Genomic DNA, 16,260 nt, shown 5'->3' with positions numbered 1-16,260 from the left:
GGTTGGGGGTGTGTGCGGCGGTTACCGGGGCACCGATTCGTGCGGAGCCTTGTTCGTGTGCTCGATCGTCGTCGTGTTTCGGTCATGGACTTGCGTGGTGGCGTGTTCTGCGGCTGGCAGTGTGGCCCTTTGTGTAGGGCGGCGCGGTGGTCCCCTAGCGACGAGTGGTCACAGTGACTTCTCGACTGGGGTGTGTGCGGCGGTTACCGGGGCACCGATTCGTGCGGAGCTTTGTCCGTGTGCTCGACCGTCGTCGTATTTCGGTACGGCTGGCAGCGTGGCCGTTTTTCGGCGACGGTTTCAGAGTGGTGGTTGGTCGGTGCGGGGTTCGTGCAGTGGCGGTGGTGTGCTGTCGTAGCTGTGCCCTGTAGGCGTGGTGATGGTGAGGGTGCCATTCTCAGCCAGCCGGTAGGTCCAGCCGGGTTCGTCTTTGAGGCGGTGGTCGCGGCGGCAGAGGTCGATGAGTTCGGTGTGGGTGGTGTGGCCGCCGTGTTGCCAGGGCAGGGCGTGGTCGAGGTCGCAGGTTTGGGCGGGGCGGTGGCAGCCGGGTCTTCGGCATTCTCGGTCGCGGACTCGGACGAATTCGTCCAGTCCGGCGGTGGGTCGGTAGCGGTCGCGGCCGAGGTCGAGGATTTGTCCGGAGAGTGGGTCGGTGATGATGCGGCGCAGGATGGTGTGCGGGCCGGAGGCGATGTGCCGGGCCAGTGTGGCGGGGATGTGGCCGTGTCCGGCCAGTTCGGCGGGGTCGTCGTTCAGGCCGAGGTAGGTGTTGAGGTCCATGTACAGAAACACCTCACACCGCTCACTCTTCCCGCCCTGGCCGCCCAACATCAGATCGAGGGCGACATCGGCGCGCAACTGATCCAGGGTGCGGGTCTCGTCGCCGGTTTTAAGGGCGCGTGCCTCACGATCAATACGCGTGTAAGCGGCGGCGACTTTCTCGACGGGGCCGTCTTCGACTTCGATCGAGGCGACCCCGGTCTCGCCGTGGCGGATCGACAACCGGCGCCCGGCACGGTGCCGTTCCGCGCGCCGGGCGGCGCCGTCGCGGTCGGCCATCATCGCGGCGTGGTTGGCTGCTTTCCGGATCTGCTCGGAGTTCCGTCCCGGTAGGCGGTCTTCCAGGACGTCGTCGACCGCGCGGGCGTCCTCGTCGGTGAGCCAGGCGGTGGCGGTGGCGACTTTCATCGCCCCATAGCCGCCGACCTGGCCACGGTCCAGCAACCCCAGTGTGCGCGGGAGACGGGTGGTCAATGCCGCGGCCGTGGATACCAGACCGGCCGCGTGACCGTCCACAACGGACAGTGCGAACGCGACTTCCTGTACCACGCTCGACGCGCCGTCACGGTGCCGGTTCAGCTGTGCGAGCGCGCGGAACCGGACCGCTTCCAGGCGTGCGATTCCTTCCGATGCCGCGACGGCGGCGTCGATGGCATCGTTGTCCTCCAAAGAATCCAGCGAAGCATTGACCTCCCGCAAGGCATCAGGTGAGGTGATTTCCTTGAGTAGCGCCACAGTGGCGTTGCGTGTGTCCACACACAGAAGCTACAACCGACCACCGACAGTTTCCGGACTCAAGAACATTTCCGTTACACGGCAACGTTAATCTCTACCCGCGCCGCAGGGCTTCTCGTAGTGAACCGCGCCCGCCGCCAAGGACAACAGCCCGATCAGGAGCAGTGCCGCAGCTCGCCTCACAGTGAGGGCCAAGACCGGGAAGTCCCCGCACACAAGGAAATCCGCACTCCCTCTCCTCGTTCCTCACTCTGAGACCATGGTCGCGTGGGCATCCGGTGAACCACATCGGAAGGGCGGCCCCACGACGACCACCGGGCCGACAGCTTCAGCAGGAGGAGGCCCCAGTCCTTATAGGACATATGCCCGGAGTAGGCCAAGATGAGTGCGAGCAGTATCCCGACGGAGAGCCGGCCGGCGCCGACGGCGAGTACCACCAGGCCGATCGAGGCGACCATCAGCAGGATCACCGTCGCGCGGCCACGCGCAGCCCGGCCGGACCCAAGCGAATCGCCTCCCCGGACGAGGAGCCTATTGCGCGGGCGGTGCCAATTCGACCCTGTTGCGCCCGCCTTGCTTCGCGCGGTAGAGCGCCATGTCGGTGGCGACGAGAAGGTCGTCGACGCTGGTGATGTTGGCCGCCGGATACAGCGCTCCGCCGATCGACACCGTCAGATCGGTCAGCACGGTGTCGCGATCGGGCAGCGCGACCGACACCACCGCCACCTGGTGCCGGATCCGCTCGGCCACCTGGCGCAACGTCTCCTCGCCGTGGATGTCCGGGACGACGATCGCGAACTCCTCGCCGCCCCACCGCCCGCAGACGTCCTGCTCCCGGATCTCGGCGCGCAGCGCGTCGCCGACCGCGCGCAGGACGAGGTCGCCGTTGGGATGGCCGTAGGTGTCGTTGATCGTCTTGAAATTGTCGAGGTCGAGGAACAGCACGCCGAGTTTGCGTCCGGCGCGCGTCCGGCCCAGCTGCTCTTCGGCCAGTTGACGCCAGCGGCGTTTCGTGACGAGACCGGTGGTGGCGTCGGTGTGCGCGTCGCGCCGGTACTGCGTCAGCAGGAGCCCGCGGTGCAGGGCGACCAGCGCGATGACGACCCCGATCAGCACCAGCGGGTTGGCCTGCACGAGGACGACGGCCGTCACGAGCCCGAGGCCGAGCGCGCCCGCCTCGAGGATCTGGTCGCCGAACCCGGAGAACAGTTCGCCGATCGACTTCGGCGGCGACGAGAGCGCGATCGCGATCATCACCAGCGCGGTGTTGATCGCCCACCGCAAGGCCGCGGCGACGATGATGACGGCGAGGTCGCCCAGCCCGGCGAGCAGCCCGGAGTCGGGCGGCCCGGGGTAGTGGCGCATGCCGAGGTTGAGCACGACGACGGCGGCCTGTGTGCCGCACAGCACCGTCGCGGCGGAGAAGATCCACCGATGGGGGAGAACCGGCCGTTGGTGTGGCCAGATCCGCAGCCATGCGATGGTGTAGGTCACCACGACCATCGCGGCGGCGAGCACCGGCGGCAGCGCGATGACGGCGGCGACGCTCCACACCGCCTTGGTGTCGACGTAGGCGACCGACGGGGCCCTGTCGTACTCCCGTTGGCGTTCGATCTGCCGAGTGCCCTCGATCGCGATGGCCGCGCACAGCGTCAGTACGCCGAACCGCACCAGGTCGGTACCGGTCACCGGGATCAACCGGGCCGTGGCGGCGGTCGAGAGGACTGCGATGAGATTCACGACCAGGACGTAGGAACGCACAGGTCGCGGCAGGCTCCACAGGTGCCATGCCCTGAGCCGCCGCCGCACGCCGCCGAGTCGTCCGTCCACGCACCCTCTTCCGTCGGTGATCTACACCGTAATCGAACCGGGACGGCGACGACCGCGTTGTCTCCGGCGATAAGACACGCGGCCCCGAATTCCCCCGGACAGCCCAACCGAAACGAGGGAGGTGCACCGATGCAGGACAACAACTGGTGAGTGTTTTGCCGGGTTGATCGCTATTTCGAAGGAGGTGAACGACATGCGGGACAACAACTGGACCTGAGTGATCCGGCCCACATGAGCGCGCGGCTTCGCGAAGGGAGGTGAACGTAGTGCGTGACAACAACTGGACGACCCGTCGTGACAACAACTGGACGTGATGTGTCAGGAACCGTGCTCGCCAACGGGTGTCGTCCCGCCGACCGGCCCCACGGGATCTCCGGATTCCTCAGGGCCGCGGCGGGACGACACCGCCCGTGACCAGCCCACCCCGGCGACCGCGGCGACCAGCACTCCCGCACCCGCCGCGACGGTGACGACGGTGGTCGGCGCGACGACCTGGGCCAGCAGCCCGGCCGCCGCGATCCCCGCCGCCTGAGCCGCCCGCAACGCCGCGATCGCGACCCCGATCACCTGACCCCGCTGGGCGGGCGGCGCGGCGAGGCTGTACTGCGTCTGCGTGATCATGTCGTGCGCGGAGAACACCCCCGAGATCGTCCACAGCACGACGATCGTGACCAGGCCCGGAGCCCAGCCGGTCGGGATCAGCACCAGGCTGCTCGCCACCGCCAGCGCGCCCAGCACCCGGACCTGCCGTTCGCGCGGGACGCGGCTCAGCAGGATGCCACCGAGCACCGAGCCGACCGGGTTCGCGGCCAGCAGCCACGGCAACGCGCCCGCGCCGCCCAGTTCGGCGGCGACCGGGACGGCGAGGCCCTCGGGCACGACGTAGAAACCGCAGCAGCAGGCGATGAGCAGCAGCCAGCGCAGCTTGCGGTCGCGTGCCACCAGCCGGCAGCCCGCGATCAGGGACGGACGTTCGTGGTGGGCGGGTGCCGAGGGCGGGAACCGTTCGAGCCCGAAGCGGAGCATGAGCGCCGACAGCGCGAACGTTCCGGCGTCGATCAGCAGCGCACCCGGGACGCCGAGGCCGGTGACGACGGCGGCGCCCGCGCCGAAGCCCACCACGAGCCCGGCCTGGTACGTGGACGAGATGACCGCCTGGCCGACGACCAGCCGGTCCGGATCGAGCAGGTCCGGCAGCATCGCCTGCCTGGCCGCGTGGAACGGCCCGGCCATGAGCTGCACGAGGAACAACAGTGCGGCCGCGACGGGCAGTGGGAGCCCGGGTACCGCCATCAGCGCGATCAGGACAGCGCGGCCGACGTCGGTCACCACCATCACCGTGCGGCGCGAGAACCGGTCCGCGACACCGCCCAGCGCGCCGCCGAGGAGATCGGGCACGAAGGTCAGCGCGTACGCCGCCGAGGCCCATCCGGCCGAAGACGTCCGGTCGAACACCAGCACCGTGAGCGCGACCCTGGCCAGCTGGTCGCCGGCGACCGAGAGCAGATGTGCCAGCCAGATCCGGCGGAATCCGGCGACCGCGAACACACTGCGGAACGACGCCGCTCGGGCTGGCATGCGCTTCAGGCTGTCGTGAATCGGCCACTCGGCGCAACCCTCCGGAAAAATCCGGCCACCGTGTCGAACCGGCGCGGGCCCGTTCGACGTGTCGGTAAGAGAAGGAACGGAGAATCCGATGTCGCATTCACTGGGCCCGCTGGCGAACAATCTCGCCGCCTACGCCATTTACTCGACCGCGCAGACCGAGATGCGTCACGCCTACAAGCTGATCGACGCGGGCGACTACCTCGGCGCCGCCGCGGAGATCGATTCCGCCGCCCGCGCCGCCGAAGTGCTCGCCCGTGCCACCTTCGATCTCGACGTCGAGCGCTCGGAACGCTGGTTCAGAGTCGTCGCCGCCCGGAAGCGGTTCGCGGACCAGGCCCGGGCGCGGGCCTCGGACACCGCACTGGCCGTCGCCGCTTAACGGAAAGCACGCCGATACGTGCCGGGGCTGACGCCGGTCGTGCGTTTGAACCGGTCACGGAACGCGGTAGGCGAACCGAAACCGACCTCGGCGCCGATCCGTTCGACGGCGTGCTGAGTGGTCTCCAGCAGATGTTGCGCCTGCCGGACCCGCGCACGGTGCAGCCATTGCAGCGGTGTCGTCCCGGTCTGCTCGCGGAAGTGCCGGATCAGCGTGCGCGTGCTCATCCCGGCGCGGGCGGCGATGTCGGCGAGGGTGAGATCGCGCGCGAGATTCTCCTGCATCCAGAGCAGGGTGGGTTCCAATGCCGTGCCGCGAGGCGCGGGCGGATGCCGCAACGCGATGAACTGCGCCTGGCCGCCCTCGCGTTCCAGCGCCATGACCGAAAGGCGGGCGGCGTCGGCCGCGATCGCGGAGCCGTGGTCCCGCCGGATCAGATGCAGGCACAGATCCAGGCCGGCGGCGGCGCCCGCGGAGGTCAGGATCTGCCCGTTGTCGACATAGAGCACGTCCGGGTCGACATCGATTTCCGGGTACGCCGCGGCCAACGCCTCGGCGGCGACCCAGTGTGTGGTGGCGCGAAGGCCGTCGAGCAGGCCCGCGGCGGCGAGAACGAAGGTGCCGGAACAGATCGAGGCGATCCGAGTGCCCCTCGCGGCGGCCGACGTGAGCGCGTCGCGGACGGTTTCCGGCAACGGCCCGGCCGGATCCGCGGTGCCGGGAACGATGATCGTGTCGGCCTCGCGCAGTGCCTCCAGCCCCCACGGCGCGCGCAGGGTGAAGTGCCCGGCGTCGATGTCCGGGTGATCCGCGCAGACGAGCAGCCGGTAGCCGGCACTGCCGTCGGCGAGCCGGGTCCGGGTGAAGACCTCGATCGGCGTCGAGAGGTCGAACGGGATCACCTTGTCCAGCGCCAGGACGGCGACGGTGTGCATGACCGCACCGTACCCGTCCGATGGCGAGATCCCGGTGGAAGGCGTCGTTCACGCCACTGGGAGTGAGCCCCGGCCGGTTCTAGCGTCGAGCCATGATGATCATCGCGCCGATTCTCGTCGGCCTCGTCTACGTCGTGCTGATGTCGCTGATCCACGAACCGCACCGCCGCCGCTTCAACGCGGTCATGGTGGCGGGGGCGGGCGCCGCCTATCTGAGCGGCGGCGGGCTCGGGATCTGGGAGTTCGCGTTCGCCGCGGTCGTGACCTACGTGGCTTACCGCGGCCTCGAATCCTGGACGTTCATCGGTATCGCGTGGCTGCTGCACACCGGCTGGGACGTCGTCCACCACCTCAAGGGCGCCCCGATCATCCCGTTCCTGCACGATTCGTCGTTCGGTTGCGCGATCTGCGACCCGGTGATCGCCATCTGGTGTTTCGCCGGCGGGCGATCGGTGACGGATTTCGTCCGCGCCCGTGTCGGTTTCCGCCGTCCGCGTTCGTCGGTGGGGTGAAACGACCCGGCGAAGGGATGGAAGAGATGACCGTGATCGTGGCGGGCAAAGTGTACGTCGACCCGGAGGAGCGGGACCGGTACGTGGCCGGGCACCAGGTGATCGTCGAGAAGGCGCGGGCCCATCCCGGGTGTCTCGACGTGGTGATCACCGCGGACACGCTCGAACCGGGTCGGGTGAACATCTTCGAGTACTGGGAGTCGGAGGAGGTACTGAACGCCTGGCGCGCGATCTCGCCGAGGCCGGCGTACTCCGCCGAGATCCGGGACGGGGAGGTCTTCAAGCACCGGGTTTCCCACTCCGGGCCGCCGTTCGACTGAGCCGGAAGCTTGGTCACTGGGCCATTTGATGCGAACATATGTTCTATGACGACCGAGGGTCCCATCCTGCACGCCGATCTGGACTCGTTCTACGCGTCGGTCGAGCAGCGTGACGACCCCAGGCTGCGCGGGCGGCCGGTCATCGTCGGCGGCGGTGTGGTGCTGGCGGCCAGTTACGAGGCCAAGGCGTTCGGCGTCCGCACGGCGATGGGCGGCGGCCAGGCGCGGCGGTTGTGCCCGGACGCGATCGTGGTCCCGCCCCGGATGCACGCGTATTCGGCGGCGAGCAAGGCGGTCTTCGAGGTCTTCGGCAACACGACGCCGCTCGTGGAAGGCATCTCGATCGACGAGGCCTTCCTCGACGTCGGCGGGCTGCTGAAGATCGCGGGCACGCCGAGCCGGATCGCGGCGAAGCTGCGCAAGGACGTCATGGAACAGGTCGGCCTGCCGATCACCGTGGGCGTCGCCAGGACGAAGTTCCTCGCGAAGGTGGCCAGCGGTGTCGCGAAACCCGACGGCCTCCTCGTCGTGCCGCACGACAAGGAGCTGGAGTTCCTGCACCCGCTTCCGGTCGAGCGGCTGTGGGGCGTGGGCAAGGTGACGGCGCAGAAGCTGCGCGAGCGCGGCGTGACGACGGTCGGGCAGATGGAGGGGTTCGGAGAGAAGGAACTCGTCCGGATGCTCGGCCGCGGTGTCGGCACCCACCTGCACGCCCTGTCCCACAACGACGACCCGCGCCGCGTGCAGACGGGCCGCCGCCGCCGGTCGATCGGGGCGCAGCACGCGCTCGGGAGCAGGCCGCGGTCACCCGCCGAACTCGACGCGATACTGCTGACCCTTGCCGATCGCCTCGCCCGTCGCCTGCGGGCGGCGCACCGGGTCTGCCGCACCGTCGTGCTGCGGATGCGGTTCGCCGATTTCACCAAGGCCACGCGTTCGCACACCCTCATGGAGGCGACCGAACAGACGGGCGCGATCGTCGCTGCGGCCCGCGATCTGCTCGTGGCGGCGAGACCGCTGATCGACGAACGCGGGCTCACGCTGATCGGGCTCGCGCTCACGAATCTGTCGAAGGACGACGCGATCCAGCTGGCCTTGCCGTTCGGGGCGAAGCCGAGGGACGCGCTCGACGCGACGCTCGACACCGTCCGGGACCGGTTCGGGTCGAAATCGATCACGCGCGCGGTCCATCTCGGGCAGGCCGAGCGGCCGTGGGTGCCGCTGCTGCCGGACTGAACCCGTCGCTAGGGTGTCCCGGTGGCGGAAGTCGAGATCTACACCGATGGCGCGTGCAGCGGGAACCCCGGTCCCGGCGGCTGGGGCGCGGTGCTGCGGTACGGCACGGTCGAGAAGGAGATCTACGGCGGGGACGCCGGGCCGACGACCAACAACCGCATGGAACTGACCGCGCCCATCGAGGCGCTGGAAAGCCTGAAGCGCCGGGTCACGGTGGACATCTACACCGACAGCACCTACGTCCGGAACGGCATCACCAGCTGGGTGCGCAACTGGAAGAACAACGGCTGGATGACCTCGGCCAAGACGCCGGTCAAGAACGCCGATCTGTGGCGCCGTCTCGACGAGGCCGCCTCACGGCACGACGTCGAATGGCATTGGGTCAAGGGCCACGCCGGGCATCCGGAGAACGAGCGGGCGGACCGGCTCGCCGTCAAAGGCGTGGAAGAGGTCGTCGGACGACCGGTGATCCAGCCCGGCGAGCGGCCCGCCCGGAATCGTTAGCAGCTGACGTTCACCTTCGCGCTCTTGGCGAAGGAGACGTGGACGTGGTCCATGTGGTTGGCGGTCGCGCCGCCGCGGTCCTCCATGGTGTCCCAGCCGCTGCCGTCGTTGTAGCGCTGACGCCAGATCACGTAGGTGACGCCGAAGTCCTTCTGGTTGGCCAGGAGGTACTCGGCGATGGCGTTGCCGGTGGCGGTGTCCACCATGAAGTCCAGCGCGAGGCCGGAGGGGTGGTCGCTGGCGTTCGCCCGGCCGGCGACTCCGCCGACGTTCTTGACGCCGAACTTCGCCTTGACGTGGTTACCGACCTGGGCCACGTGCGGTTTGGTGCCGGCGAGGTCGGTGGAACACGCCGTCGCGGCGGGCACGGTCTTCTTGACCGGCGCGGGCGCTTTGGTCGGCTTCGGGGGAGCCGAGGAGGTCGCGGGGGAGGGGGACGGGGAGGGGGTGGGGCTTGTCGAGCTGGAGGGCGGGGTGCTGCTGGTCGACGGCGGGGGCGTCACGCTGGAGGCCGGGGGAGCCTTCACCGCGAGTGCGGCACTGGCCGCTTCGACGTCGGGGGTACCCGCGGTGGTCAGCCACATCGACGCCGGGAGCGCCGTGGCGACCGCTGCCGCGATACCCGCGGGGAGCTTCCACTGCGGAGCCTTGTTCTTGCGATGTCTGCCGGCCATTTCTCTGATCACTCACCACTTCGGGGACGGGAACTCGCGTCGGGGGCCGCGAGCTCCGGGCAACATTACGAAAAGGACACGGCAATGTCACGCCCGAGTGTGTTCGCCCACAGTTACCTTGATCGTTGAACCAAAAGAGGCTCACACCCGTACAGACCCAAGAAGTGCTTTTGTGTGAGCACTGTGAGTGATGAATTCACTCCGCCTTGCAGGATTGGAAGTACATCCTGTCGTCCGGCGAGGACACGTTCACGCCCGGGGTAACCGGAGCGCGTCCGGTGTCCGCCGAGGCCGCGATCGTCGTGCAGACCAGCTGATTGATGGCCTGGTTGGACAGTTTGCGGACGGAAAACGGCAGCACGATGGACGTCGGGTTGCCCGAATACACCTCGACCCGTCCGATCTCCGGCGGGACGAACGTGGTGAGCCCCTGCGCGGCTTCCCGCTCCGTCGGACCCTTCAACAGCAGCGTGATCGCGCCCTCGGGGGAGATGAAGCCTTCGCTGGGCCGGGTCACCGGGATGACGCGGCCGTCGGAAACGAAATACAGCGTCAGACCGGCGCGAACGTACGTCCCCGTGGTCGCGCGGATCGACGGGCCGGGCCCGGCCGGGACGACACCGGTCGGCTGCACGCCGCAGGCGGCCACCAGCGTCGCGGCCGCGAGAGCGGGCAGTACCCGGGTCCTTCTCATCGCGTTCCTCCTTCGGCCCGGTGCGGCAGGCGCAGGACGAACCGGGCGCCGTGCCCGGTGTCGGCGGCGGTGATGCCGCCGCCGTGCAGGCGAGCGTTCTCCAGCGCGATCGCCAGGCCGAGCCCGCTGCCCTCGGAGCGCGCACGGGCGGTGTCGGCCTTGGTGAACCGGTCGAACACATGCGGCAGGACCTCGGGATCGATACCGGGCCCGTGATCTTCGACCTCCAGGATGACGACGTCGTCACCGGCGCGCAGCCGGACTTCGACCGGGGCCGCGCCGTGCCGGAACGCGTTGCCGACGAGATTGGCCACGATCAGATCGAGCCGTCGCCGGTCGACGCGGGCGAGGACGCCTTCCGGCAGGTCGGTGACCAGGTCGTCGCCCTCGCGCCAGCCGCGGGCGTCGAGGCTGTCCCGGATCGCCGTCGCCAGATCCCATTCGTCGAGCACGAGTTCGGCGCGGCCCGCGTCGAACCGGGAGATCTCGACCAGGTCCTGGACCAGCCGGGTCAGCCTCCGGGTCTCGCCCGAGACCAGCCGCGCCGCGACGGCGGTGTCCGGCGGCAGGGTGTCCGCGTCCTCGTCGAGGACGTCGGTGACCGCGTTCATCGCCGCGAGCGGAGTGCGGAGCTCGTGCGAGACGTCGGCGACGAACCGGCGGGCGTCGGCCTCCATGGCTCTCAGCTCGCCGACGGTGCGTTCCAGTTCGGCGGCGGTGTTGTTGAAGGTCGTGACCAGTTCGGCCAGTTCGTCGGACCCCTTGGCGGGCAGCCGGACGTCGAGCCTGCCCTCGCCGAGCTGGGCGGCGGCGGTGTTGAGCGCGCGTACCGGTCTCAGCACCTGTCTCGCCGCGAGCAGGGCGAGCGCCGCGGCCAGCGGAAGGACGAGCGCGGCCATCTGCCAGGCCGATTTCGCGAGTTCGTCGATGGCCTGTTGCTGCTGGACGAGCGAGGTGAGCGAATACACCTCGATGCCGCTGGCCCTCGGCGACCCGTCGGGCTGCCGCGTCAGCACCGGCAGACCGACCTGGAGTTCGGGGCCGGTGTCGCGGTCCAGCCGCTGGAACTGGATACGGATGTCGCCCGCGACCGTCCGCCGCAGTTCGGTGGAGAACCGGGTCAGGTCTGGGCCGTTGACCGACCGCAGGGTCCCGTGGACCGCGACGGCGTTCAACCGCAGGCTGCCCGCGAAGTCGTTGAGCTCGTCCTGGGTCGGTGGCGTGGACAGCGGGCGGTCGTAGGCGCCGACCCGGTCCTTCAGCTGATCCATCGCCGCGTCCTGGACGGATTTGAGGATCGCGTTCCTCGCCGAGACGTAACTGGCCCCCGCCGCGGCCGCCGCGCCGATGATCGCCATCGCCGCGAAGGCCAGGATGAGCCGGGGCCGCAGCCCGGAGATCAGCCTCATGAACGGCCGAACCGGTACCCGAAGCCGCGGACGGTCTGGACGTGTTCGGGTTTCGCGGGAACGTCTTCGATCTTCGCGCGCAGCCGCTGGACACAGGCGTCGACCAGCCGGGAGTCGCCGAGGTAGTCGTGATCCCAGACGGCGGAGAGGATCTGCTGGCGGCTGTAGACCTGGCCGGGCGTCCGCGACAGCTCCAGCAGCAGTTTCAGCTCGGTCGGGGTGAGTGAGACCGGCTCGCCGTTCTTCGTGACCACCAGGCCCGCCCGGTCGATGACCAGGCCGCCGTGCCGCTCCCCGGCGACGGCGTCGTTCGCGGGCTTCTCGCTCACCGCGCGGCGCAGCACCGCCCGGATCCGGGCGTCGAGCACGCGGGGTTCGATCGGCTTGGTCACGTAGTCGTCGGCGCCGGCCTCCAGTCCGGCCACGATGTCGAAGTCGTCGCTGCGGGCGGTGAGCATGATGATCGGCACCTCACCCGCCGAACGGATACGGCGGCAGGTCTCGAAGCCGTCGATACCGGGGAGCATCAGGTCCAGCACGACGATGTCGGGCTGGAACACCCGCAGTTTCTCCAGTCCGAGCTCACCGCTCTCGGCGGTGTGGACGGTGTGCGCCTGCCGGCGCAGCGCGAGTTCCAGCCCCTCCCGCACGGACGCGTCGTCTTCGATCAAAAGGACACTGGCCACGCCGCCATTATTCGGATGTCGCCGCGCGTGTGCGACTCGGCTCGATCTTGTAGCAGAACCATGACATTGTCCGGACCTCCTGGCTAAACGCCGTGGGGACAGTGGGACGCATGGCCCTACTCATCCACGAAGCGAAGCCGACCCCCGCCCGCCGTCCGCTGCCGGGACGGCACGCCGAGACCAGGCGGACCCTCTCCAGGGCCGTGTTCCAGCTCGCCACCGGACTGGGACTGGCCGTCGCGTTCCTCGTGACCTATGTGCTCTTCGTGCACACGTCGGCCGGGCAGCACGCGGAGAACGGAGTCGTCCGCAGCGCGCAGTCCGGCCAGTGGTCCACAATGGACTGGGCGGGACCGCTGCGTGACCAGGACATGGTGCTCGTGATCGGCGCCGCCGGGATCGGGCTCGTCGGCCTGGCACTGCTCCGGCGCAAACCCGGCCTCCTCGTCCCCGCGCTGAGCGTCCTCGTGCTCCCGCTCGTCGCGGCGCAGTTGCTGAAGCTCTACGTCCTCGTCCGCCCCGAACTGCCCGACGGCGGCCGCGGGCCGGGGCACAACAGTTTCCCGAGCGGACACGTAAGCGCCGCCATGGCCATCCTGATGGCGCTCGCTTTCGTTCTGCCGCAACGATTCCGTCCGGCGATCATCGCGACCGGCGGTATCGCCGTCGCCTGGGTCGCGTCGTCGACCATCGCGCTGGGCTGGCACCGGCTCAGCGACACCGCGGGTGCCTGCCTCCTCGCGGCGTCGTTCGCCTGCCTGCTCGCCGCCTGGCTGACCAGCCGTCGCCGGGATCTGCGCCGCACCCCCGCTTTCCTGGTCGCGCTGGCCGCGGTGCTGCCCACCGGGATCGTCCTGATCGGCTTCGCGGTGCTGAACACGGCGACCGCCGGGGCCGCCCAGTTCGTCGCCGCGCTGGTGCTGGCCGCGTGCGCGGCGGTGGGGGTCGTGCTGGTCGCGCTGTGGCCGCTGCGCGGCTCCGCGTTCGACCGGCGGACCGGTGTGGAGACCCGGGTGGTCGACGATCTCCTCGAAACCCGCCTCGTGACCCGCCGCTGACGCGGGGCGAACGCATTCAGAGGACTAAACGCGTCAGTCCACCCGGCTCAACGGCGACGTCGGCTCCCGGGGTGACGGCGGGACCGCGGACGGTGCCACCACCACGCGGTTCCGTCCGCTTCGTTTCGCCTGGTACATGGCCGCGTCGGCCGCACGGAAGAGCTCGCCGTAGTCCGTCGAGTGTTCGGGCGAGAGGCCGACGCCGATCGACACGGTGCAGCCGTGGATCGGCCCCACCGCGCGGGGTTCGTTGGTGGCGTGCCCGCTGGCGAGCTCCGTCAGGCCGGTGATGGCGGTCTTCGCGACGGCCACCCGGATCCGCTCGGCGATCCGCATCGCCTCTTCGCGGGTGGTGTCCGGCAGCAGTACCGAGAACTCCTCGCCGCCCCAGCGCCCGACGATGTCGGTGGAGCGGGTGTTCTGCCGCAGTACGGCGCTGACGCAACCGAGCACGATGTCGCCGCCGGAATGCCCGTATTTGTCGTTCCACTGCTTGAAGTGGTCGAGATCCAGCATCAGGAACGCCGTCGGCCGCCGTCCGTTCTGATCTTCGAGCAGCCGCAGCGCCGCGGGGGCGTGGAAGGAGTCCTCGGTCAGCAGTCCGGTCTTCCGGTCGCGCTGGCTGCGCGCGACCGTGTCCGCCAGCGCCTGCGAGAGCCGGGTCGACCGCAGCGCGACCCCGATCATCACGAGCGGCACCAGCGCGATGTTGACCGCGCCGAGGATGGTGGTGCACGCGGCGAGTTGCAGCGCGTAGACGAAGTCCGCGTTGTCGGCCCAGCTGCCGATCAGCTTCTGCCGCCGCCAGCCTCCCCACGCGAGGCCACGCGCGATGCTGATCAGGAGCGTCTGCGACGCGAAGTACCAGAGCGCGGCGCCCACCAGCGCGACGGCGGCGACCGCGATGTCACCCGGCCCCTGGGGCAGCGTGCCCGATTCGAGCCAGGTGTGCAGTGCCGTCAGTTCGGTGATCGTGTGCACGCCGAGGATGGAGGCGGCGTGCGCGGCGGTGGTGAAGAGGAACGTCGTCATCGCCTTGTGCGCGATGGAGTAGCGCTGCACACGCACCATCAGCAGCAACGCGAGCGACAACGCGGGCGGCAGCAGGACGGCCGCGCCACCCAGCCAGACGGCGGTCTGGTCGATGTGCTCGCCGCGCCGGTCGTCGGCCCGGCGCTGTTCCTCCGGATGCTGCGTCTGGACGACGTACCAGATCGCGCAGCACGCGATCACGCCGAAGCGGACGAGATCGGTCGTCGTGGCGGAGGCCTTGAACCCGCTGTACAGCGCCCAGGCCGCGACGGCGATCTCGGTGCCGAGCATCCAGAAGACCGCCGCGGGCGGCAGTCGCCACAGTTCCCAGCCCGCCGGATGCCGCAGGGTGTTCCACGCACGACCTCGCAGCCGCCAGACGCGGGCGGCGGCGAGGCCGACGGTATCGGCGAAACCCCGGAGCGAACCGCGCGGCGGTTCCGAGACCGCGGCCGGGTCGTGCTTGCCGAACTCGCTGACGAGGGTCACCTCCCACCGTTACGCACCGCACCCGCTTCGATCTTGCTGGGTCACCGCAAGGGGGTGACAGGGGGACCGCGTTGACGATCCCGTGAGACACGGCCGATACCCACGTTCGCCGGACGCCATTCCGCCACAAGCTGGCATCGTGGCTCGTATGCCTGACGCCGCATACGACGACGCCGCCGTTCCGGTGATGTTCGGCCCGGAATTCGACAGGGACCCCTCACCCGCCTACGAATGGCTCCGGGCGAACGCCCCCGCGTTCCGGCTCCCGCTGCCCGGCGACACCTGGACCTGGCTGCTGACCCGGCACGCGGACGTCGTTTCCGCGATGGCCGACCCGCGCTTGTCCAAATGCCCGTCCGTCGCGGCGGACCACTGGCGCAAGGCCAATCTCGGGCTGCCCGCCGACCACCGGCCGACGCTCATCGGGCATATGAACAACTTCGAGGGCGAAGAACACGCACGGCTGCGCAAGGCCTGCGCCGGTGCCTTCGGCCCGCGGCGGCTGCAGCACATGCGCGACCGCACGCATCGGCTCGCGAACGAACTGCTCGACCCGATCCTCGACCGGGGCGAGGGCGACCTCGTCGAGGATTTCGCGTACCCGCTGGGGATCCGATCGATCTGCGAGCTGATCGGCATCCCGGACAGCCTGCTGGACGAGGTCCGCCCGCCCGCGCTGGTGGTGGCCGCCGGCGACGTCACGGACATGGCGTCGATGCTCAAGGCGACCGACGATCTGGACGCGTTGCTCGCCGACGTCGTCGCCCGCAAACGCGCCGAACCGGGGGCGGATCTGATCAGCGATCTCCTCGCGCAGGAGGCCGCCGGGAAACTGACCGGCGAAGAGGTCGCCGCGACGGCGTTCCTCTCCCTGATCGCCGGGCACGAGACGACGATCAGCCTCATCGCGTCCACCGCGCTGACCCTCATCACGCATCCGGAGGAGGCGGCCCGCGCCCGCGCCGACGGCGCACACCTGACGCTCGTCATCGAGGAGGTCCTGCGCCGCGACACCCCGCTGCAGAACACGAGCTGGCGCTTCGTCACCGAACCGATGGAGCTCGCCGGGCAGCGGATGGAGGCGGGCGATCCGATCCTGCTGTCGTTGCTGGCGGCCAACCGTGATCCGGAGGTGCACCCCGAACCGCTCGCCTTCCGGCCGGGCGAGCGGCCGGTGCGGCACGTGGCCTTCGGCGTCGGCCCGCATATCTGCATCGGCGCCGCGCTCGCGCGGATGCAGGCGTCCGCGGCGCTGGAGACGTTGGTCGGCCGCGCGCCGTCGATGACGCTGACCGTGCCCGAGGACCGGCTCGTGTGGTGGCCGAGCGCGATCACCCGGGGCTTGCACCACCTGCCGGTGAAGCTCTAGACCGTGCCCG

Annotated in this window: 16 protein-coding genes; 7 read left to right on the top strand and 9 right to left on the bottom strand. The window is 69.6% G+C overall.

All coding sequences use genetic code 11. The features are described from left to right. Positions 1-300: 300 nt before the first annotated feature. The 3 genes from CVV72_RS14355 to CVV72_RS14345 form a co-directional block, all read right to left on the bottom strand. Positions 301-1,536: an HNH endonuclease signature motif containing protein gene (locus CVV72_RS14355; protein WP_255632693.1), complete on the bottom strand. Its 1,236-nt coding sequence runs from the start codon at positions 1,534-1,536 to the stop codon at positions 301-303. Between the two features lie 510 nt (positions 1,537-2,046). Continuing rightward, positions 2,047-3,276, bottom strand: a complete 1,230-nt coding sequence (locus CVV72_RS14350; protein ID WP_219153956.1) for a diguanylate cyclase — start codon at positions 3,274-3,276, stop codon at positions 2,047-2,049. A gap of 387 nt (positions 3,277-3,663) precedes the next feature. Further along, complete coding sequence (locus CVV72_RS14345; RefSeq protein ID WP_219152906.1) at positions 3,664-4,923, bottom strand: MFS transporter; 1,260 nt, start codon at positions 4,921-4,923, stop codon at positions 3,664-3,666. A 118-nt stretch (positions 4,924-5,041) separates the two neighbouring features. On the opposite strand from CVV72_RS14345, the gene CVV72_RS14340 reads away from it, so the two are divergent. Beyond that, the gene (locus CVV72_RS14340) at positions 5,042-5,332 is read left to right on the top strand and encodes a hypothetical protein (protein WP_219152905.1); all 291 of its coding nucleotides are present in this window, start codon (positions 5,042-5,044) and stop codon (positions 5,330-5,332) included. Here the strand turns inward: CVV72_RS14340 and CVV72_RS14335 are convergent. Further along, complete coding sequence (locus CVV72_RS14335) at positions 5,329-6,267, bottom strand: GlxA family transcriptional regulator (protein WP_219152904.1); 939 nt, start codon at positions 6,265-6,267, stop codon at positions 5,329-5,331. The two genes, CVV72_RS14340 and CVV72_RS14335, sit on opposite strands and share 4 nt — an antisense overlap. A gap of 92 nt (positions 6,268-6,359) precedes the next feature. Between CVV72_RS14335 and CVV72_RS14330 the strand changes: the two genes are divergently transcribed. Genes CVV72_RS14330 through rnhA form a run of 4 tightly spaced genes read left to right on the top strand, consistent with a single transcriptional unit; the run spans position 6,360 to position 8,839 of the window. Beyond that, on the top strand, positions 6,360-6,779 hold the full coding sequence (locus tag CVV72_RS14330; protein ID WP_219152903.1) for a DUF6010 family protein: 420 nt from the start codon (positions 6,360-6,362) through the stop codon (positions 6,777-6,779). Positions 6,780-6,805: 26 nt separating this feature from the next. Further along, positions 6,806-7,099 carry a putative quinol monooxygenase gene (locus CVV72_RS14325; RefSeq protein WP_219152902.1) on the top strand — a complete coding sequence of 98 codons (294 nt, stop codon included), beginning with the start codon at positions 6,806-6,808 and terminating at the stop codon, positions 7,097-7,099. 45 nt (positions 7,100-7,144) lie between these two features. Beyond that, a complete protein-coding gene (gene dinB, locus CVV72_RS14320; protein ID WP_219152901.1) occupies positions 7,145-8,335 on the top strand; it encodes a DNA polymerase IV in 1,191 nt (396 codons plus the stop codon). 21 nt (positions 8,336-8,356) lie between these two features. Next, entirely contained in the window at positions 8,357-8,839 is a 483-nt protein-coding gene (gene rnhA / locus CVV72_RS14315) for a ribonuclease HI (protein ID WP_219152900.1), read from the top strand. On the opposite strand, the gene CVV72_RS14310 is transcribed toward rnhA, so the two are convergent. From CVV72_RS14310 to CVV72_RS14295, 4 genes are all read right to left on the bottom strand, one after another. After that, positions 8,836-9,513, bottom strand: a complete 678-nt coding sequence (locus tag CVV72_RS14310) for a hypothetical protein (RefSeq protein ID WP_219152899.1) — start codon at positions 9,511-9,513, stop codon at positions 8,836-8,838. The two genes, rnhA and CVV72_RS14310, sit on opposite strands and share 4 nt — an antisense overlap. Before the next feature lie 196 nt (positions 9,514-9,709). Beyond that, complete coding sequence (locus CVV72_RS14305) at positions 9,710-10,207, bottom strand: hypothetical protein (RefSeq protein WP_219152898.1); 498 nt, start codon at positions 10,205-10,207, stop codon at positions 9,710-9,712. Beyond that, positions 10,204-11,616: a HAMP domain-containing sensor histidine kinase gene (locus tag CVV72_RS14300; protein ID WP_219152897.1), complete on the bottom strand. Its 1,413-nt coding sequence runs from the start codon at positions 11,614-11,616 to the stop codon at positions 10,204-10,206. The genes CVV72_RS14305 and CVV72_RS14300 overlap by 4 nt, the downstream gene beginning before the upstream one ends. After that, positions 11,613-12,302, bottom strand: a complete 690-nt coding sequence (locus tag CVV72_RS14295) for a response regulator transcription factor (RefSeq protein ID WP_219152896.1) — start codon at positions 12,300-12,302, stop codon at positions 11,613-11,615. Before CVV72_RS14295 ends, CVV72_RS14300 begins: the two co-directional genes overlap by 4 nt. A gap of 110 nt (positions 12,303-12,412) precedes the next feature. On the opposite strand from CVV72_RS14295, the gene CVV72_RS14290 reads away from it, so the two are divergent. Next, the gene (locus tag CVV72_RS14290; protein ID WP_219152895.1) at positions 12,413-13,360 is read left to right on the top strand and encodes a phosphatase PAP2 family protein; all 948 of its coding nucleotides are present in this window, start codon (positions 12,413-12,415) and stop codon (positions 13,358-13,360) included. 33 nt (positions 13,361-13,393) lie between these two features. Here CVV72_RS14290 and CVV72_RS14285 read toward each other — a convergent pair whose 3' ends face one another. Continuing rightward, positions 13,394-14,881 carry a GGDEF domain-containing protein gene (locus CVV72_RS14285; protein ID WP_219152894.1) on the bottom strand — a complete coding sequence of 496 codons (1,488 nt, stop codon included), beginning with the start codon at positions 14,879-14,881 and terminating at the stop codon, positions 13,394-13,396. A 148-nt stretch (positions 14,882-15,029) separates the two neighbouring features. Here CVV72_RS14285 and CVV72_RS14280 point away from each other — a divergent pair, with 148 nt between their 5' ends. Then, on the top strand, positions 15,030-16,250 hold the full coding sequence (locus CVV72_RS14280) for a cytochrome P450 (RefSeq protein WP_219152893.1): 1,221 nt from the start codon (positions 15,030-15,032) through the stop codon (positions 16,248-16,250). Positions 16,251-16,260 lie beyond the last annotated feature (10 nt).

The organism is Amycolatopsis sp. TNS106, assembly GCF_019330265.1.
Lineage (GTDB): Bacteria > Actinomycetota > Actinomycetes > Mycobacteriales > Pseudonocardiaceae > Amycolatopsis > Amycolatopsis lurida.
Note: the sequence above shows the minus strand (reverse complement) of the source record. Positions and strands in the feature narration are given on the sequence as shown.